General features: G+C 63.6%; 15 protein-coding genes. 9 read left to right on the plus strand and 6 right to left on the minus strand.

What is annotated here, in order from left to right:
• Positions 1-22 precede the first annotated feature (22 nt).
• Positions 23-619: a dihydrofolate reductase family protein gene (locus AB0O52_RS05080; RefSeq protein WP_364534306.1), complete on the plus strand. Its 597-nt coding sequence runs from the start codon at positions 23-25 to the stop codon at positions 617-619.
• Here AB0O52_RS05080 and AB0O52_RS05085 read toward each other — a convergent pair.
• Positions 572-1,039 carry a hotdog fold thioesterase gene (locus AB0O52_RS05085; protein WP_364534309.1) on the minus strand — a complete coding sequence of 156 codons (468 nt, stop codon included), beginning with the start codon at positions 1,037-1,039 and terminating at the stop codon, positions 572-574. The two genes, AB0O52_RS05080 and AB0O52_RS05085, sit on opposite strands and share 48 nt — an antisense overlap.
• A 187-nt stretch (positions 1,040-1,226) precedes the next feature.
• On the opposite strand from AB0O52_RS05085, the gene polA reads away from it, so the two are divergent.
• The 4 genes from polA (at position 1,227) to rpsA (ending at position 7,877) form a co-directional block, all read left to right on the plus strand.
• Complete coding sequence (gene polA, locus AB0O52_RS05090; protein WP_364534312.1) at positions 1,227-3,869, plus strand: DNA polymerase I; 2,643 nt, start codon at positions 1,227-1,229, stop codon at positions 3,867-3,869.
• 86 nt (positions 3,870-3,955) lie between these two features.
• Positions 3,956-5,260, plus strand: coding sequence for a GNAT family N-acetyltransferase (locus tag AB0O52_RS05095; protein ID WP_364534315.1), 1,305 nt, complete (start codon positions 3,956-3,958; stop codon positions 5,258-5,260).
• A 41-nt stretch (positions 5,261-5,301) separates the two neighbouring features.
• Entirely contained in the window at positions 5,302-6,234 is a 933-nt protein-coding gene (locus tag AB0O52_RS05100) for a polysaccharide deacetylase family protein (RefSeq protein ID WP_364534318.1), read from the plus strand.
• A 167-nt stretch (positions 6,235-6,401) separates the two neighbouring features.
• A complete protein-coding gene (gene rpsA / locus AB0O52_RS05105) occupies positions 6,402-7,877 on the plus strand; it encodes a 30S ribosomal protein S1 (protein WP_184735405.1) in 1,476 nt (491 codons plus the stop codon).
• A gap of 886 nt (positions 7,878-8,763) precedes the next feature.
• Here rpsA and AB0O52_RS05110 read toward each other — a convergent pair.
• Positions 8,764-9,453, minus strand: coding sequence for a YigZ family protein (locus AB0O52_RS05110; RefSeq protein ID WP_364534322.1), 690 nt, complete (start codon positions 9,451-9,453; stop codon positions 8,764-8,766).
• Positions 9,454-9,475: 22 nt separating this feature from the next.
• On the opposite strand from AB0O52_RS05110, the gene coaE reads away from it, so the two are divergent.
• Positions 9,476-10,696 (plus strand): dephospho-CoA kinase, encoded by a 1,221-nt coding sequence (gene coaE / locus AB0O52_RS05115; RefSeq protein WP_364534325.1) that lies wholly within the window; start codon positions 9,476-9,478, stop codon positions 10,694-10,696.
• Here coaE and AB0O52_RS05120 read toward each other — a convergent pair.
• On the minus strand, positions 10,693-10,815 hold the full coding sequence (locus tag AB0O52_RS05120) for a hypothetical protein (protein WP_364534328.1): 123 nt from the start codon (positions 10,813-10,815) through the stop codon (positions 10,693-10,695). The genes coaE and AB0O52_RS05120 overlap by 4 nt on opposite strands.
• Before the next feature lie 99 nt (positions 10,816-10,914).
• Here AB0O52_RS05120 and uvrB point away from each other — a divergent pair, with 99 nt between their 5' ends.
• Positions 10,915-13,002: an excinuclease ABC subunit UvrB gene (gene uvrB / locus AB0O52_RS05125; protein WP_364534331.1), complete on the plus strand. Its 2,088-nt coding sequence runs from the start codon at positions 10,915-10,917 to the stop codon at positions 13,000-13,002.
• A 179-nt stretch (positions 13,003-13,181) separates the two neighbouring features.
• Complete coding sequence (locus AB0O52_RS05130; RefSeq protein WP_364534334.1) at positions 13,182-14,216, plus strand: TerC family protein; 1,035 nt, start codon at positions 13,182-13,184, stop codon at positions 14,214-14,216.
• Positions 14,217-14,281: 65 nt separating this feature from the next.
• Here the strand turns inward: AB0O52_RS05130 and AB0O52_RS05135 are convergent, their stop codons facing one another.
• Genes AB0O52_RS05135 through AB0O52_RS05145 form a run of 3 tightly spaced genes read right to left on the minus strand, consistent with a single transcriptional unit; the run spans position 14,282 to position 18,748 of the window.
• The gene (locus AB0O52_RS05135) at positions 14,282-15,652 is read right to left on the minus strand and encodes an alpha/beta fold hydrolase (RefSeq protein WP_364534808.1); all 1,371 of its coding nucleotides are present in this window, start codon (positions 15,650-15,652) and stop codon (positions 14,282-14,284) included.
• Between the two features lie 16 nt (positions 15,653-15,668).
• Positions 15,669-16,166 (minus strand): GNAT family N-acetyltransferase, encoded by a 498-nt coding sequence (locus tag AB0O52_RS05140; protein WP_364534337.1) that lies wholly within the window; start codon positions 16,164-16,166, stop codon positions 15,669-15,671.
• Between the two features lie 20 nt (positions 16,167-16,186).
• Complete coding sequence (locus AB0O52_RS05145; RefSeq protein WP_364534340.1) at positions 16,187-18,748, minus strand: DUF3516 domain-containing protein; 2,562 nt, start codon at positions 18,746-18,748, stop codon at positions 16,187-16,189.
• Between the two features lie 57 nt (positions 18,749-18,805).
• On the opposite strand from AB0O52_RS05145, the gene AB0O52_RS05150 reads away from it, so the two are divergent.
• Positions 18,806-19,585 carry a trans-aconitate 2-methyltransferase gene (locus AB0O52_RS05150; RefSeq protein WP_364534343.1) on the plus strand — a complete coding sequence of 260 codons (780 nt, stop codon included), beginning with the start codon at positions 18,806-18,808 and terminating at the stop codon, positions 19,583-19,585.
• Positions 19,586-19,663: the final 78 nt, after the last annotated feature.

A 19,663-nucleotide genomic window follows, 5' to 3' on the forward strand; every position in this document is an offset into this window, starting at 1 on the left:
GCCTCATGGGTAGGGTGGGGCCATGGCGGATTTCCAGTACTACGTGGCGTCATCGCTTGACGGGTTCATCGCCACGAAAGAAGACGATCTCGGCTGGCTGCTCCAGTTCGAAGAGGCCGAGGGCGTCACCGAAAGCTACGAAGACTTCATGGCAGGCATCGGCTGCATTGCCATGGGCGGCCAGACGTATCGCTGGCTCATGGAACACGAGCCGGGCAAATGGCCTTATCCGGGTATTCCATGCTGGATCTTCACCCACCGCGAATACGCTGCGCCGCCCGGCGCGGACGTTACGTTCGTGCGCGGCGAGGTTGCGGAATTCGCGCCGGACCTGGTTGCCGATGCCGGCGAGAAGAACGTCTGGCTGGTTGGTGGTGGAGACCTCGTGGCCCAGTTCGCCAAGGCCGGCCTGCTGGACGAGATGATTGTCACCCTCATCCCAGTCGCCTTGGGTTCCGGCAAGCGATTGCTGCCTGTCGAGAGCCCGACGGCGCCGCTCGAGTTGATCTCGTCCCGCACCCTTGGCGGCGCGGCAGTCGAGTTGCGCTACAGGTTCCCCGCGCGTGCCGGGTCAGCGGGCCCTGTTCTCCCGGATCATGTTCGTAATCCGGGCGGTTGACAGCCGTCGGCCGTGATCGTCGGTCATGACAATTTCGTGGGTGGCGAGGGTGCCGCCCAAGTGGATGGCCGTGCATGTGCCCGTGACCAGGCCGCTCGCTATGGAGCGGTGGTGGGTTGCGCCCACCTCGATTCCCACCACGTGGCGTCCGGCTCCGGCATGCAAGGCCGCCGCGAAGGATCCCAAGGTTTCGGCGAGGACCACATGGGCGCCGCCGTGGAGGATGCCCGCAACCTGGGTATTGCCCTCCACCGGCATGGTGGCGACAGTCCGTTCCGGGCCCAGTTCGAGGAACTTGATGCCCATCTTCACCACGAGCGACCCCACTCCGTAGCGGGAAAGCCATCCGTGCAACTCCTGCGGAACTCCCGCCGCATTGAGTTCGTCAGTGAACGGGCCCGGCGTGAAATTGTCCATCATGGCAACTAGGCTGGCACCTGTGAGCGAAACAACCAAACCGGACTCAGTTCCAACGTCAACGCCAACGCCAGTTTCAACTGGAACGGCACCATCAACTGCCACCGCAACGGCACCAGAGCTTTCAACAACCATTGCGGGCGCCAGGGCAGGTGGCAAGCCGAGGCTCCTGGTCCTTGACGGTCACTCGATGGCTTTCCGGGCGTTCTATGCACTGCCGGCAGAGAACTTCGCCACATCCTCGGGCCAGCACACCAACGCCGTCCATGGCTTCACCTCGATGTTGATCAACCTCATCAAGGACCAGAAGCCCACCCACGTCGCGGTGGCTTTCGATGTCTCGGACGACACGACGTTCCGCAAGGCGGAGTACAGCGAATACAAGGCTGGCCGCAACGAGACGCCGCCGGAATTCCGCGGGCAGATCGATCTCATCGATCAAGTCATGGAAGCGTGGGGCATCAAGACCATCAAGATGCCCGGTTACGAGGCTGACGACATTCTCGCCACACTCGCGGCACGGGGCGAGGCCGCAGGCTACGAAGTCCTCCTGGTCTCAGGAGACCGTGACGCTTTCCAGCTCATCACCGACAACGTGTTCGTCCTGTACCCGAAACAGGGCGTTTCCAATATTCCCCGCATGGACGCGGCGGCCATCGAAGAAAAGTACTTCGTTCCCCCGTCCCGCTACTCCGATCTCGCTGCGCTGGTAGGGGAGTCCGCCGACAACCTTGCGGGCGTTCCCGGCGTCGGCCCCAAGACCGCGGCCAAGTGGATCAACCTTTACGGCGGCCTGGACGGGATCCTGGAGAACCTGGATTCCATCGGCGGCAAAGTCGGTGGAGCCCTCCGGGAAAACATCGACGCCGTCAAGCGCAACCGCCGCCTCAACACGCTCCTAAGCGACCTTGAGCTCCCTGTCACGCTCGCGGAACTTGAGGAGCCGCGTCCAAATCGCCAGGAAATCGAGACACTCTTCGACACCCTCGAGTTCAGGACCCTCCGCGCCCGGCTGTTCGAACTCTATGGCGATGACACCGTCGGCGCGCCTCCCGAAACCATCGAGGCGCCCGACTACAAGATCCTGGAGGACGCCGCCGCCCTGGAAGAGTTCTTCGCCGCCGGTGCGGGGAGCCGTGCCGCCGTCGCCGTGCGGTTGGTCCCAGGACGGATTGGCGACGACGCCGATGCCCTTGCCATCGTGAGGTCCAACGGGGCTGCCTACATCGAGCTGTCGTCTTTGGACGCGGCTGCCGATGCCGTCCTGGCCAAGTGGCTGCGGGACCCCGAAGAGGCCAAGGTCATGCACGAGTTCAAGGACGCCTTGAAGGCCTTGGACAACCGCGGACTTGGTTTGGAAGGGGTGGTGGACGACACTGCCATTTCGGGCTACCTGATCCAGCCGGACCGCCGCAGCTACGAGCTCGCCGAGCTCGCCCAGCACCACTTGAGGATCACTGTCACGGCTGCAGCGGCGCAAACCGGCCAGCTGGAACTCGATCTTGGTGATGGGCCGGACGGTGCCGCGGCCGGCGCGCTCGTCCAGCACGCCGCCGTCGTGCACGCACTGAGCAAGCACTTCGAAAGCGAGCTCGCCGAACGCAAGGCTGAAGCGCTTCTGACCACGTTGGAGCTGCCGGTCGCGCGGGTCCTGGCCCAGATGGAACTCTCGGGCATTGCCATTTCCACGGAACGACTGGACGAACAGCTCGCGGACCTCGCGAAAGTGATCGACAGCGCGCAGGACCAGGCATTCGCCGCAATTGGCCACGAGGTCAATCTCGGCTCGCCCAAGCAGCTGCAAACAGTCCTCTTCGAAGAGCTTGGCCTGCCCAAAACCAAGAAGATCAAGTCCGGCTACACAACGGACGCCGCGTCGCTGAAGACCCTCCTGGAGAAGACCGGCCACGAGTTCCTGGTCCAGCTCATGGCCCACCGGGAATCCTCGAAGCTGGCCCAGATGCTGGAGACGCTCAAGAAATCGGTGGCCGAGGACGGCCGCATCCACACCACGTACGCGCAGAACGTCGCCGCCACGGGGCGTATTTCCTCGAACAATCCCAATCTGCAGAACATACCGGTGCGCAGTGAGGAAGGTCGTCGCGTCCGAGGGATCTTCGTCGTCGGTGAGGGCTACGAGTGCCTGCTGTCGGCCGACTACTCGCAGATCGAAATGCGTATCATGGCGCATCTGTCCGGCGACGAAGGGCTCATCCAGGCTTACAAGGAGGGTGAGGACCTGCACCGCTATGTCGGCTCGCACATCTTCAATGTGGCACCGGAAGAGGTCACGAGTGCCATGCGTTCCAAGGTCAAGGCCATGTCCTATGGCTTGGCCTACGGCCTGACTTCGTTCGGCCTGTCCAAGCAACTGGAAATCTCGGTCGACGAAGCCAGGACCCTCATGAAGGACTACTTCGACCGCTTCGGTGCGGTGCGCGACTATCTGCGTGGCGTGGTGGAGCAGGCCCGGATCGACGGCTACACCTCCACGATCGAAGGCCGCCGCCGCTATCTTCCGGACCTGACCAGCACGGACCGCCAGCACCGCGAGATCGCCGAGCGCATTGCACTCAACTCGCCGATCCAAGGTTCGGCGGCGGACCTTATGAAGCGGGCGATGCTCGGCGTTTCGGCCGAGCTGACCAGCCAGGGGCTGAAGTCCCGGATGCTGCTGCAGGTCCATGACGAACTCGTGCTCGAGGTTGCCCATGGTGAACGGGAAGCCGTCGAAAAGCTCGTGACCGAACAGATGGGGACCGCAGCCGAGCTCTCGGTGCCGCTGGACGTGCAGCTCGGAGTCGGCTCCAGCTGGTACGACGCCGGGCACTAACAGGCGCCCAGACCCCGTTACGGGCCTGGACGGGGCACGCCGCCGATAAGGTGGCGTGCCCCTTGCCGTCTGGCTAGGCTCGGGGCGTGGCTGATCCCAAGGAAACCAACGAAAAATACAACGTCAAGCGCTTTCGTTCCGTCGACAAGGAGAACCCGGACTACGGACAAGCACGTGAGTGGATCCGGGCCGTCGGCTTCGGATTCCACGACGAGCAACGAAGCGATGAGCTCATCGAGAAGATCCTCGCGATGTACCAGGCGGACAACCGTGAGTTGACGGGCGTTTACGTCAACGACGAACCTCCGTTGCATGCGCTCGACCCGGGATTTCCGGTGGCGACCTTTGGAACGCTGGAAAACAAGCTGAATATCGGCTTCGGCCGGGAACTACGGACGCGCCAGATCACGGCTGTCACAGTCCGCGGAACGCATCGGCGCCAGGGCATCCTGCGGGGGATGATGACCGCGGATCTCGCCGATGCCAAGGACGATGGCTTCGCCATGGCCGCCCTCACCGCCTCCGAGGCGTCCATCTACGGGCGCTTTGGATTTGGCGTCGCAACTTTCGAGCGGAGCATCAAGGTGGACACCGGTCCGAAATTCCGCATCATGCACGAGCCCGTTGGCCGGGTGGAAATTGCAGACCCAAGAGTTCTTCTCGACCTCGCGCCCGAGGTTTTCGAACGGGTTCACCGCCGTACGCCCGGGTCCATCGTGAGGCAGGACTCCTACCGCCATCATGTATCCGGGGCCATGAAGCGCGACGGCAGTGAAGACAAGGCCATCAAATGTGCGCTCCACTACGGACCGGACGGCGGCATTGACGGGTACCTGTCCTACAAGTTCGCCGGCTGGGACACGAAGCCATACACCGTGGAAATCGTGGACCTTGTCGCCGCGACGGACTCCGCGTACCTGGAACTGTGGCAATTCCTGGGCAGCATCGACCTTGTCGAACAGGTCTCCTGGCCTGAAGCTCCCATTGAAGACCCCCTCGTGTGGGCACTCGAGGACGGACGCTGCGTCACGTCCTCCGACTACCGCGACATGCTGTGGTTGCGCGTCCTGGACGTGCCTGCAGCCTTGTCGGCCCGCCGTTACGGCACCGATGGACGCTTGGTGCTGGAAATCCGGGACGCGCTCGGTTTTGCCGACGGTACGTGGGAATTGACGTCCGACGGCGGTGTCGCCACCGTCAGGCAGACGCGTGGCGGGAGCCCGGACCTGAGCATGGACGTCACGGATTTGGGGTCTGTCTATCTGGGTGCCGCCAGTCCTGTAATCTTGGCTTCGGCAGGCCGGATCCGGGAGCACACGCCGGGAGCAGCATTGGCTGCCGGGCACATGTTCGCCGTCGAACGTCCAGCCCATTGCCTGACGCACTTCTAGGCACCACCCACACGCAGGATCTACAGCAGAAGAAGGATTCCATGGGGGAATTCCAGCCGGAGGGCCACTCCTTCGGCCCATCGGAGCTGCCGGGCCGGAGGTCGTTGCTGGCGGCTGCCGCCGGACTCGCGATGACCGGATTGGCCGCCTGCGCCCAACAACCGGCAGCGGCGCCGGCGCCTCGCCCGGCTCCGGTTTCAACGCCGGTCGTGGAAGAGGCGGGCCAGCATCCTGTCGTGCCCGAAACGCGGCCTGAACCGCCGTCGAGGTCCCAGGTTGTGGCCGAATTCTCCGGGCGCAAGCCCGTCGAATGGGGGCTCTCCGTCACTGGCGTGGTCTCGAAAACCCCGTCCAAGCATGCGGTCTTGACGTTCGACGCTTGCGGTGGCCCCCAAGGCTCGGACTACGATCAACGCTTGCTCAAGACCCTGCGCAAGCTCAACGTTCCCGCCACCTTGTTCGTCAACGGCCGTTGGATCAAGGCCAACCCCGGGCTGGCAGCCGACCTCGCGGCCGATCCCTTGTTCGAGCTCGGCAACCACGGCTTCCGGCACCAGCCCCTATCGGTCAACGGGCGCTCGGCATACGGCATCCCGGGCACCGCCAATGCGGGCGAAGTCTATGACGAAGTCATGGGTAACCAGGAAGTCATGGAGCGGCTCTGCGGCAAGGCCCCCCGCTTCTTCAGGGCGGGAACTGCCTACTACGACGACGTCGCGGTGTCGATCACCCATGCCCTCGGACTGGTCCCCGTGAGCTTCACGGTGAACGGCGACGGCGGCGCGACCTTCCCGGCCCCGACGGTCGCGGGTGAAGTGAACAAGATCGGTGCGGGACAGGGCGCCGGCCAGATTGTGATCTCGCATTTCAACCAGCCTGCCGGCGGCACTGCGGAGGGATATGCGCGGGCCCTTCCAGGCTTGCTGGACCGTGGCGTGACGTTCGCGCGGCTCGGTGACACGCTGCCGCTTTGACCCTCCTTGCGGCGAACGACTAGAATGAACGGGCGCATACTACGTGCGCGCAAATTTAGAATCCACAATTCAGGATGACCCGGCGTTTTGCCGTGTCCTGCGGACCGGCGACGGAAAGCGGGCGGTTTGCCTGACCGATACTCTATCCACAACGGAGCCCCTACTACATGACCATCACCTCCACCGAGAAGCCCGGTACCCCCGTAGTCGCGATCAACGACATCGGTACCGCTGAGGACTTCCTCGCAGCTGTCGACGCCACCATCAAGTACTTCAACGACGGAGACCTCGTCGAAGGTATCGTCGTCAAGGTTGACCGCGACGAAGTCCTGCTCGACATCGGTTACAAGACCGAAGGTGTCATCCCTTCCCGCGAGCTTTCCATCAAGCACGACGTTGACCCCGGGGACGTCGTCTCCGTTGGCGATCAGGTCGAAGCCCTGGTGCTCACCAAGGAAGACAAAGAAGGCCGACTCATCCTCTCCAAGAAGCGTGCTCAGTACGAGCGTGCCTGGGGCGACATCGAGAAGGTCAAGGAAGAAGACGGTGTTGTCACCGGTACCGTCATCGAGGTTGTCAAGGGTGGCCTCATCCTCGACATCGGCCTGCGGGGCTTCCTGCCCGCATCGCTTGTCGAGATGCGCCGGGTCCGCGACCTCGCTCCGTACATCGGTCAGCAGATCGAAGCCAAGATCATCGAGCTGGACAAGAACCGCAACAACGTTGTTCTTTCCCGCCGTGCATGGCTCGAGCAGACCCAGTCCGAGGTTCGCTCCACGTTCCTCAACAAGCTGGAAAAGGGCCAGGTTCGTCCCGGCGTCGTTTCCTCCATCGTCAACTTCGGTGCATTCGTGGACCTTGGCGGCGTAGACGGTCTGGTTCACGTTTCCGAGCTGTCCTGGAAGCACATCGACCACCCGTCCGAGGTTGTCGAGGTTGGCCAGGAAGTCACCGTCGAGGTTCTCGAGGTGGATCTGGACCGCGAGCGCGTGTCCCTGTCCCTCAAGGCCACGCAGGAAGACCCGTGGCAGACCTTCGCCCGCACCCACGCCCTCGGCCAGGTTGTTCCGGGTAAGGTCACCAAGCTGGTTCCGTTCGGTGCGTTCGTTCGCGTCGAAGACGGCATCGAAGGCCTGGTTCACATCTCCGAGCTGGCTGTCCGCCACGTTGAGCTTGCTGAGCAGGTCGTCTCCGTTGGCGACGAGCTCTTCGTCAAGGTCATCGACATCGACCTTGAGCGCCGCCGCATCTCCCTCTCCCTCAAGCAGGCTAACGAGGGCGTTGACGCCGACAGCACCGAGTTCGACCCGGCTCTGTACGGCATGGCCGCTGAGTACGACGAAGAGGGCAACTACAAGTACCCCGAGGGCTTCGACCCCGAGTCGAACGAATGGCTCGAGGGCTACGAGACGCAGCGCGCCGCTTGGGAGCAGCAGTACGCTGACGCCCAGGCACGTTGGGAAGCTCACAAGAAGCAGGTTTCCCAGCACGCTGCGGACGACGCCGCTGCTGCCGCTTCCGGCGAGAGCGACTCCGGCACCACCAGCTACTCCTCCGAGCCGGCTGCCACCGAGTCCAACGCGGGCACCCTGGCTTCCGACGAGGCCCTCGCCGCTCTGCGCGAGAAGCTGACCGGCAACTAATTGCCACTGGCCCGGATTTCCGGGCCGGGATAAAAGCGGCTCCTGCGATTCATTTACGAATCGCAGGAGCCGCTTTGTTTAACCCTGTTTCGCTGCTGCCCGGGTCCCCTTTGCCGCGGTCCCCACTGGACATGCCCCTCGTTCGGGTCAAGCGCTGGACATATGCCCATTATGTCCAGTGTTGGTGGTCAGGGTGGAGCATGTCCCTTCCGCTTTGGCCCGGGTCCCCACGGGACATGCCCCCCCTTGGGAGCAAGGACTGGACATATACCCACTATGTCCAGCGGTGGTGATCGGGGGAGGGCATGTCCCTGTGTGGAAGCTCAGCCTTGATCACCAATTGATAACTATCTATCAAATATCTCCCACCCTGAGTTGGCATGTGATTGGCTCTTTGGACGAAGTAGTCTCCTGCGGATGGGGGTGATCAGAATTATGAACCCCTTGGTTCCTACGTTTCCTGAGGCACTACTTTCTTTTGTTCCGCTCCTTTCCTCTTGCTGACAGCTCTGGCCATCACCACTTTCTACGTCATCAAGTTATTCCGGAAGGCAGGATCCAGGGCACTCCCGCGTGGCTCAGGCGGAATGACTGCACCGCAGAATGACCACCATCTGAAATAGGCTGTTGCCGGTTCAGGAACCAATCCAGCTTGAATTCCACCCCGCACGGTGCGATCCGAGTGTCCCCACGGGACATGCCCCTCGTTGGCAGCGACGACTAGACATATCCCCACTATGTCCAGTGGTGGTGGCGAGGGGAGGGCATGTCCCTTCCGGCTTGGCCCGGGTCCCCACTGGACATGCCCCTCCTTGGCAGCAAGGACTGGACATATACCTACTATGTCCAGTGGTGGCGGCCAGGGGAGGGCATGTCCACAGGAAGCTCAGGCCTGGAGGTCGACCCATTCCGTTCCCCGCAAGTGGAGTAACGAGGCGCCCCCGGTCATCGATGCCAGCCGCTCACCGGCGTCGGCGATTGCGATTGCATCATCAGGCAGTGCCACGCGCAGGATCGTCCCCGAGGGCTCGTAGCTTGTTTCGGCCATGACGTAGCCCGCGGATCGCAGGTCGTTTTCAAGCCTTCCGGCCGCGTGGTGGGGCACGTGGATGTCGCAAATCCGCAGGCGGCGCCGCTGAACCAGGGGAGCGGAGTCCAGCGCGGCCGAAATTGACTCGGAATAGGCGCGGACCAGCCCGCCGGCGCCCAGGAGGATCCCGCCGAAATAGCGCACGACGACGGCACTCACGTCGCTGAGGTCAGCCACCCCGGGAAGTGTCTCGCGTTTGATGAGTGCCTCAAGCATGGGGATGCCGGCTGTGCCGGAGGGCTCGCCGTCGTCGTTGGAACGCTGGATGAGGCGATCCGGACCGAGGACGAATGCCGAGCAGTGGTGCCGGGCGTCATGGAATTCCTTGCGCAGTTCCGTCACCAAGGCGCGGGCGGAGTCCTCGTCCGGGGCGCGGCGCAGCACTGTGATGAAGCGCGAACGCTTGATCTCGAGTTCGTGGCGGAAATCGACTCCAAGCGACAACGTTGTGTACGCGGTCGCCCGGCTTTCGTCCTGTTCTGCCACCGACCCAGTCTAGTGTGGAGGGGTGCTGAAGATTGGACTTACCGGCGGGATCGCCTCCGGCAAATCGCTCGTGTCCGCCCGTCTGCGGGAGCTGGGCGCTGTCTTGATCGATGCCGATGCGCTGGCCCGCGAGGTCGTGGAGCCGGGCACGCCAGGCTTGGCGGAGGTTGTTGCCGAGTTCGGCGAGGGCATCCTCGACGGCGACGGGCGCCTTGACCGGGCACGCCTCGGCGCGATTGTGTTCGCTGAGCCGGATCGCCGGGAAGCGCTCAACGCGATCATCCATCCACGCGTCCGGGAGAAGGCCGCCGCGATGCTCGCGACCGCCAAACCGGGAGACATCGTCGTCCAGGATATTCCGCTCCTGGTTGAAACCGGGCAAGGCAGCAGCTTCCACTTGGTGCTCGTGGTCGATGCGTCGGACGAAGAGCGGATCCGTCGCATGACGGAGATCCGCGGCATGACGGTCGAGGACGCGGTCTCCCGCATGGCCGCGCAAGCCGGCAGGGACGAACGGTTGGCAGCGGCCGACGTCGTGCTGGACAACTCCGGAAGCGTTGAGGACGTTGCGAAGCTCGTGGAAGCCCTATGGGATGAACGACTGGCACCGTTTGCCCGCAATCTTGCAGCCGGCCGCCCGGCACCGCGGGCCGGCGGACCCGTCTTGTCCCCGCCAAACCCCGACTGGCCGGTCCAGGCCGAACGGCTGCTTGCCAGGCTCAGGCGGTCATCTCCGGAGATCCTGGGCGCAGACCACATCGGCTCGACGTCGGTACCCCGCCTTCCCGCCAAGGACGTCATCGACCTGCAAGTAAATGTGTCCTCGCTGGAAGCCGCGGACCGGATAGCAACGGCCTTGGGCGAGGCCGGTTTCCCGTTGCAGGAGGCTTCCGCCCGTGACACACCCAAGCCGCCGGACCTGGATCCATCGGCATGGCAAAAACGCTTCCATTGCAATGCGGACCCCGGGCGGGCCGCGAATGTCCATGTCCGGGTCCTTGGAAGTCCAGGCTGGCGTTATGCGTTGTTGTTCAGGGACTGGCTCCGCGCCAACCCCGAGGCAGTGAGCATGTATGCGGACATGAAACAGGAGCTCGCCGCGCTCCACGCGGGCGACCACAGGACCTTGGCGTATGCGGAAGCCAAGGAACCCTGGTTCACCGAAGTGGCCTGGCCGCTCATGGATGCCTGGGCCAGAAGCAGCGGGTGGCAGCCGCCGTCGCACTCCGCGGCGCGAGGCTAGGCGGTACGCATGGCCGGGGTCGGAGAATCACGTCCCGTCTTGAGGGGCAGCAGCTCGGCGCCCTTCGCGCCCTGGCTTGTGTCCGGCATCTGGTTCGCCGTCAAGATGTTCCGTTCCATCAGGGGACGGCTGGATGACAGCTGGACGCGCCCCGGCGGTCCCCGTTCAACCGGAAAACGCGGACAGTAACTGTCCGCGGGCGGGGGTACATTGGATTCATGAGTCTTGCCCAGGAGATCAACCGAGTCGTCGCGCCCTTTGAGGTCATCAGCGAATTCAAGCCGGCCGGTGACCAGCCGGCCGCTATCGCGGAGCTGACCGAACGGATCAACAACGGCGAAAAAGACGTGGTCCTGCTCGGTGCCACCGGTACGGGCAAGAGTGCCACCACTGCCTGGTTGATCGAACAGGTACAGCGGCCCACCTTGGTGATGGTCCAGAACAAGACCCTGGCCGCGCAGCTCGCCAACGAGTTCCGGGAACTGCTGCCCAACAACGCGGTCGAGTACTTCGTGTCGTACTACGACTACTACCAGCCCGAAGCCTACGTTCCCCAGACGGATACCTTCATCGAGAAGGACTCCTCCGTGAACGAGGAAGTCGAGCGGCTGCGTCACTCGGCCACGAACGCGCTGTTGACCCGCAGGGATGTCGTTGTGGTGGCCACGGTGTCCTGTATCTACGGCCTGGGTACCCCCGAGGAGTACATCGCGGGGATGGTCACCCTCACCAAGGGCGCGGAATTGAACCGGGACGATCTCCTGCGCAGGTTCGTCGCCATGCAATACACCCGCAACGACATGGACTTCCACCGCGGCACTTTCCGTGTCCGCGGAGACACCGTGGAAATCATCCCCATGTACGAAGAGCTGGCCTTGCGCATCGAGTTCTTCGGCGACGAGATCGAGAACATCTACACCTTGCACCCGGTCACGGGCGATGTGATCCGCGAGGAAACCGAGATGTACATCTTCCCGGCTTCGCACTATGTCGCCGGACCGGAACGCATGTCCCGCGCCATCACCGCCATCGAAGAAGAGCTCGCGGAGCGGCTCAAGGTCCTCGAAGGCCAGAACAAGCTGGTGGAGGCCCAGAGGCTGCGCATGCGCACCACCTACGACCTCGAGATGATGCAGCAAATGGGGTTCTGCAACGGGATCGAGAACTACTCACGCCACATCGATGGCCGCGGCAGCGGCACAGCCCCGCACTGCCTCATCGACTACTTCCCGGACGACTTCCTGCTGGTTATCGACGAATCGCACGTCACTGTCCCGCAGATCGGCGCCATGTACGAGGGCGACATGTCGCGCAAGCGCACCCTCGTGGACCACGGCTTCCGGCTTCCGTCGGCCATGGACAACAGGCCGCTCAAATGGGACGAATTCCTGGAACGGGTGGGCCAGACCGTCTACCTTTCCGCGACCCCGGGCAAGTACGAGCTGGGCAAGGCCGACGGTTTCGTCCAGCAGATCATCCGCCCCACCGGACTGATCGATCCGGAAGTCATCGTGAAGCCGACCAAGGGCCAGATCGACGATCTCCTTGGCGAAATCCGGACGCGCGTGGAGCGCGACGAACGCGTGCTGGTCACCACCTTGACCAAGCGCATGGCCGAGGACCTGACCGACTACCTGCTGGGCCACGGCGTCAAGGTCCAGTACCTGCACTCCGACGTCGACACCCTCCGGCGCGTGGAACTGCTCCGCGAACTCCGCATGGGCAGTTTCGACGTCCTGGTGGGCATCAACCTGCTCCGCGAGGGCCTCGACCTGCCCGAAGTGTCCCTGGTCAGTATCCTGGACGCCGACAAGGAAGGTTTCCTGCGCTCGGCCACTTCCCTCATCCAGACCATCGGGCGCGCGGCTCGGAACGTTTCGGGCCAGGTCCACATGTACGCCGACCGGATCACGGACTCCATGGCGAAGGCCATTGAGGAAACCAACCGCCGCCGGGAAATCCAAGTCAAGTACAACACTGAGAACGGTGTCGATCCGCAACCGTTGCGCAAGAAGATCGCGGATATCACCGATCAGCTTGCCCGCGAAGACGCCGACACCCGCGAGTTGCTCGCCGCAGCCGGAAAGGGCGGCCGGACCGGAAAGGGCAAGGGCGCTTCGAAGGTCCGGCAAGACGGCTTGGCCGCGGCGCCGGCCGAGGACCTGGTCGGTCTGATCGAACAGCTGACCGAGCAGATGCACGCGGCCGCCGCCGAACTCCAGTTCGAGATCGCCGCGAGGATCCGTGACGAGGTGGGCGACCTCAAGCGCGAACTGCGCCAAATGCAGTCCGCCGGGCACGCTTAGGGTAAAGTTGGGCCTACGTAGGGGAGTATCCCAAGCGCTAGGTCCGTCAACACGCAAGGCACAGCTGCCTCGCCGGGCCTAGTGGATCGCCGTTTGAGCGTTGTTGCCTTGAGGCAGGGTGACGCAGGCAGGTCGGAGAGACTTACGCCGTTTTGGCGTACCTGCGAAAGGCATTTTAGATGCAACTCCCCGCCTGGTTTGAGATCGGCTCTTTCGTCGTTCTCGGAATCATCCTCCTTGTCGACCTTCTCCTGGTGGTCAAGCGTCCGCATGAACCCTCCATGAAGGAAGCCGGTCTCTGGGTCGCCTTCTACGTCACCCTTGCCTTGGTGTTCGCCGTAGCGATGTTCGCGTTCGCCGGTCCGGAGCATGGCAGCCAGTTCATCGCCGGCTGGGTGACTGAATACAGCCTGAGCATCGACAACCTCTTTGTCTTCATCATCATCATGGCGCGGTTCTCGGTGCCCCGTAAGTACCAGCAGGAAGTACTGATGGTGGGCATCATTATCGCCCTCGTCCTGCGCGGTATCTTCATTGCCCTCGGTGCGGTGGTGATTGAGCAGTTCAGTTGGGTCTTCTACATCTTCGGCGCGTTCCTGCTGTGGACCGCGTGGAAGCAGGCCACGGACAACGGCGAAGACGAGGAAGAGGGCGTCGAAAACCCGCTGATTGCCCGCATCCGCAAAGTTGTCCCGATGTCGGAGAAGTTCGACGGCGGCAAGCTGCGCACCACGGTCGACGGCAAGAAACTGTTCACGCCGATGCTGATCGTCTTCGTGACCATCGGCATGACGGACCTCTTGTTCGCCGTGGATTCCATCCCAGCCATCTTCGGACTGACTCAGAGCCCCTTCATCGTCTTCACCGCCAACATCTTCGCCCTCATGGGCTTGCGCCAGCTGTACTTCCTCCTTGGCGGCCTCATGAGCCGGCTGATCTACCTCAAGCACGCCTTGTCGGTCATCCTCGCGTTCATCGGTGTCAAGCTGGTCCTGCACGCCATGCACGTCAACGAACTGCCCTTCATCAATGGCGGCCACCATATTGAATGGGCTCCGGAGATCCCGACCTATGTGTCCCTGGCGGTCATCATCGGCACCATCGTGGTAGCGGTTGTCGCGAGCCTCCTGACCCCCGCCGCCAGCAAGTCCAAACTGGACGCCCGGCTCGAGGAAGACTCCCGCAAGAGCATGAACAAAGTCAGCGGCCCCTGACAAATGCGAAGCCACTGACAAATGCCGAAGGCTTCGGAGCCCCGGGGCTTAGCTGCGCCCGGGGCTCATTTCGTGCCGCGGGCCATTCCCAGAAGTCGGTTGAAGATACCTTCCCCGTCTTCGCCGATCCCGTCGTGATGAAAGTCCCCTGTGGTCCACGCCTGGAGTCCGCGCACGGCCGCTGCGGTTTCCATGGATAGCTGGAAGTCCACGTAGATGTCGTCGCGGTACACGGCGGCCGCGACGGGCACAGTGTTCGCGTTCAGCCGGGACACATCGTAGAGCGGCTTCCAGTCTTCCTTGCCGGCCAACAGTCCGGCTACTTCCTGCAGGGGCACGAGCGCCGGATCCTGTTCGAAATACCAGGGATAGACCATTTCGCCCGTCAGGAGCGGTTCTGCGGCGTCGGGCCGGAACCCGGGGAATTCCGCGAGGACCCGCCACGCCGCCCAGTCCGTGGCCTGTCCCTGGCCGTAGATGGACTCGTGCAAGACTGCGTACAGGGGATTCGACGCCCGCGAAACGAGCCCGTGGACCTGTTCAAGGAATGCATCCGAGAGGCGCTCTCCGTCCCGGGAGGGCACGAAGGCGTCCTCCAGGAGGGTGTGCAGGGCATCCACACGGGCGTTCCCGCCCAGGAACGATCCCACCATTTGGAAGCGTTCCGTGGTGAGGCGTTCTCCGCTGGGCAGCCGCTCCTCCGTGGATTCCAGGTGCCGTGCAATCCGGGTGACCAGCTTGCGGTCCTCCGGATACCACGCGAAGTATTCCGCGTTTCGTTCCGCAACCCGTTGGAAGGTGGCCCGGTAGACGCGCTCGGCGGGACCTTCCAACGGCGCCAGCCCTCCCGTGATGAGGACTTCGCTCAAACCTTCCGGCGCGAAGGACAGGTATGTCAGCGCGCAGAAACCGCCGAAGCTTTGGCCGAGGACGGTCCACGGCTCCGAACCCAGGGCCTTCCGGATGAGTTCGGCGTCGGCCACGATCGAGTCCGCCCGGAAATGGGTGAGGTATTCAGCCTGCGCCGTGGCGTCGCCGCGGAGCGGCAAGGTATTGCGGTCCGCCGGCGTGGACAGGCCCGTTCCCCGTTGATCTAGCATCAGGATGCGGAAACTCCTTGCGGCAGCCTTCATCCAGCCGGACAGGGACGTGGTCCGGGTTCCGCGTCCGCCGGGGCCGCCCTGGAGGTAGAGCAACCATGGCAGCCGGGCAGCATCTTCCTCCGAGTGCTCGGCGGAGACGAACTCCCGTGCGAAGACGGTGATCGTTTCGGCGGTGCCACGAGCGTCCGCACCCCCGGAGGCCCAGTGGTCGAGGGGGACCGTGAAAAAGTGCTCGGTGGTGCGGACACCCCTGAATTCGTGATGTGCCCGGATGGTGTGGGCCGCGTGCTCAACCGTTTGCCCAGCGGCGGCCCGACTCGTGCGCCCAACCATGCCCTCAACCACCCGCTCAGCCACGAGCCATGACCTTGTCGCTGCCGAAGGCACCCAGGGCTTCGCCGGTCAGCCGGAACGTTGACCAGCCGTCCATGGGCACGGCGCCCAGGCTGCGGTAGAAGTTGATCGACGGTTCGTTCCAGTCCAGGACGCTCCACTCCACCCTTGCGTAACCGCGTTCGACGGCGGTGGCGGCCAAATGCTGCAGGAGCGCCTTGCCGTGGCCCTCGCCCCGGGCCTCGGGCGTGACGTAAAGGTCCTCGAGGTAGATCCCGTGGACGCCTTCCCACGTGGAGTAGTTCAGGAACCACAAGGCGAATCCCTGGACGTCCCCTGCTGCGTTTTCCGCCATGTGCGCGTACACCCGCGGATTCTCGCCGAACAGGGCATCGGACAGCATTTCCGGCGTGTTCTTCACGGCGTCGGGCTCTTTTTCGTAGACCGCAAGCTCATGGATCATCTGCAGGATCGCGGGGACGTCGGACGCTGTGGCAGGGCGGACAACACTCATGATTCGAGCTTACTAGGCGCCTAGAGGCGGTTGACGGAGGTCACCTTGACCACGGCGGTGCCGCTCTCATCCGAGGCTGCCAGGTCCACTTCGGCGGAGATGCCCCAGTCATGGTTGCGGGCCGGGTCATCGAAAATCTGCCGCACCCGCCAGATGCCCGGTTCCTCCGTGATCATGAGGAGTCCCGGGCCCCGGGCGTCGGGGCCGGTTCCGATGTCGTCGTGTTCGTCGAAGTAGTCGTCCAAAGCGTCTTCCCAGCGCTCCGCATCCCAGCCGCTGCCGGCGTCGAGCTCGCCCAAGGCGGCCGCGTCCTCGTCCGCGAACAACTCGACACGCCGGAACATTTCGTTGCGCACCATGACCCGGAAGGCGCGGATGTTCGATGTAAGCGACGGCGGGGGAGGAGGCGGGGCGTCGTGCGGCGTCGGAGCCACCCCGGAGGTGAGCTCTTCCCACTCGTCGAGCAGGCTCGAATCGACCTGGCGGACCAGTTCACCCAGCCAGGCGATGAGGTCCTCGAGGTCTTCGCGGAGCGAGTCCTGGGGGACCGTCTGACGCAGGGCCTTGAAGCCATCGGCCAAATACCGCAGCACGATCCCCTCGGAGCGGGCCAGCCCGTAGAACTGGACGAACTCACCGAAATTCATGGCGCGCTCGTACATGTCCCGGACCACCGACTTCGGAGCCAGCTCAAAGTCGCCCACCCAAGGTGCGGCCTTGCGGTACACCTCGAACGCTTCGCCCAGGATTTCCGCGAGGGGCTGCGGGTAGCTGACCGCTTCAAGCATGGCCATGCGCTGATCGTAATCGATGCCGTCGGCCTTCATCGCGGCGACGGCCTCGCCGCGTGCCTTCTTCTGCTGCGCGGAGAGGATCTGCCGGGGCTTCTCGAGGGTGGCTTCGATCACGGACACGACGTCCAAGGCGTACGACGGCGACTCCGGATCCAGGAGCTCAAGCGCGGCAAGGGCAAACGGTGAAAGCGGCTGGTTCAAGGCGAAGTTGGCTTGCAAGTGAACGGTCAGCCGGACGGAACGGCCTTCTTTCTCCTGCTCGGCCTCGGGAATGCGTTCAACCACTCCGGCCGCCAGCAGCTCGCGGTAAATACTCAGGGCCTTCTTCATGAGCTGCAGTTGGGCCGGCCGGGCCTCATGGTTTTCGGTGAGGAGACGGCGGGCAGCGGCGAACGGATCGCCGGGGCGCTCCATCAAGTTGAGCAGCATCGCATGCGTCACGGTGAAACTCGAGGTCAACGGGTCCGGCACGGACTCCACCAAACGGGTGAAGGTGGGCTTCCCCCACGAGACGAAGCCTTCCGGCGGCTTCTTCCGCACGACTTGCCGCAGTTTCTTCTGGTCGTCACCGAACTTCGCCGTGGCTTTTGCCATCGCCTTCGCGTTCTCCACCACGTGTTCGGGAGCCTGCACCACAACTGTTCCGGCAGTGTCGTAGCCCGCGCGGCCCGCGCGGCCGGCGATCTGATGGAATTCCCGGGAGTTCAGCAGGCGGGTGCGCACGCCGTCGTACTTGCTGAGGGCAGTCAAGAGGACTGTGCGGATGGGAACATTGATCCCGACGCCGAGAGTGTCGGTGCCGCAAATGACCTTCAGGAGTCCTGCCTGTGCCAGTTGTTCGACGAGGCGGCGGTACTTGGGCAGCATTCCGGCATGATGGACGCCGATGCCGTGGCGGACCAGCCGGTTCAGGGTTTTGCCGAAGCCGGCGGCGAACCGGAAGCCGGCAATCAGCTCGGCAATTTTGTCCTTTTCCTCGCGCGTGCACATGTTGACGCTCATGAGGTTCTGGGCCCGCTCGATGGCTTCGACCTGGCTGAAATGCACCACGTACACGGGAACCTGCTTGGTGCTTAGCAGTTCCTCGAGGGTTTCGTGGACCGGCGTTTCCTGGAAATAGTAGTGCAACGGGATGGGCCGTTCGGCCGAACTGACGGTTGTAGTGGACCGCCCGGTGAGTTCGCTCAGCCCGGTTTCGAACCGGCTGACGTCTCCCAGGGTGGCCGACATCAACAGAAACTGGGCCTGGGGGAGTTCCAGGAGCGGCACTTGCCACGCCCAACCGCGCTGGGGATCGGAGTAGAAGTGGAATTCGTCCATGATGACCGTGCCGAGTTCGGCTTCCTTGCCTTCGCGCAAAGCGATGTTGGCGAGGATTTCGGCGGTGCAGCAAATGATCGTTGCATCCTGGTTGACTCCCGAATCACCGGTGATCATCCCCACGTTCTCGGCTCCGAAAATGTCGCAGAGGGCGAAGAACTTCTCGGAGACCAAGGCCTTGATGGGGGCGGTGTAGTAGCTGCGCAAGCCGCGGGACATCGCCTCGAAGTGCGCGGCGATCGCCACTAGGGACTTTCCGGAACCGGTGGGGGTTGCCAGGATGACGTTGGAGCCGGACGCGAGTTCCATGATGGCCTCGTCCTGGGCGGGGTAGAGCTGAAGCCCTCGGCTCTCCGTCCATTCGACGAAACGTGTGTAGATTTCGTCCGGGTCGACGCGTCCGCTGCCCGATCCGGCGTTGGACGTTCCAGCGTTGGAGTTTACCGGGAGCTGCTCAAGAAGTTTCATTGCCTTCCAGCTTAGTGTGGGTGGAGCAGGCCGCGGAGACGAGCGATGGAGGAAGCAGTGAAGTGGGATCCAGAGAAGTACATCGAGTTCGGCAATCACCGCGACCGGCCGTTTTTTGACCTGACCTCGAGGATTTCGGCGGAGGACCCGCGGCTTGTCGTGGATCTGGGCTGCGGACCGGGGAACTTGACGGCGACCCTCGCGGCGCGATGGCCCGGTGCCGCCGTCGTCGGGCTGGACTCCTCAGCCGAAATGCTGGCCAGGGCCCAGGTCCACGCTCGCGCGCAACCCGGTCTTTCGTTCGTCCGCAAGGACATTGCCGAGTGGACACCGGAAGCGGACACCGACGTCGTGGTCAGCAACGCGGCGCTGCAGTGGGTACCGGGCCATTTGACGATGCTGGCCGCGTGGCTCGAAGCGCTGAAACCGGGCGCATGGTTTGCGCTCCAGGTCCCCGGAAACTTCGGTGCGCCTTCCCATGTGCTCATGCGCGAACTGGCCGGTTCGCCGGAATGGTCCGGAAAGCTGTCCGGTGTTCTCCGGCACGAGGATGCGGTCGGGGAGCCGGCCGACTACCTGCGGGTCATGCTCGACGCCGGATGCGACGCCGACGCTTGGGAAACCACCTACGAGCAACTTCTGCCGGGAACCGATCCTGTACTGGAATGGGTGCGGGGAACCGGCCTGCGTCCGGTGCTCGCAGCCCTCCCCGAAGTCGAAGCGCGCGCCTTCGAAAAGCACTACGCAGCAGCGCTCCGCGAGGCCTATCCAACGGACCGGCACGGGACGGTGTTTGCCTTCCGCCGGATTTTTGCGGTGGCACAGAAGCGGGGCTGAGCGGACCCGGACCCACGGGACGCCGGAAGTGCCGCCATTACAAGGTTTCGCACTGTGATCTGAACTACAATGGCAACG

It is taken from the genome of Arthrobacter sp. NPDC080073, assembly GCF_040686575.1.
In the GTDB taxonomy this organism is placed as follows: Bacteria; Actinomycetota; Actinomycetes; order Actinomycetales; family Micrococcaceae; genus Arthrobacter.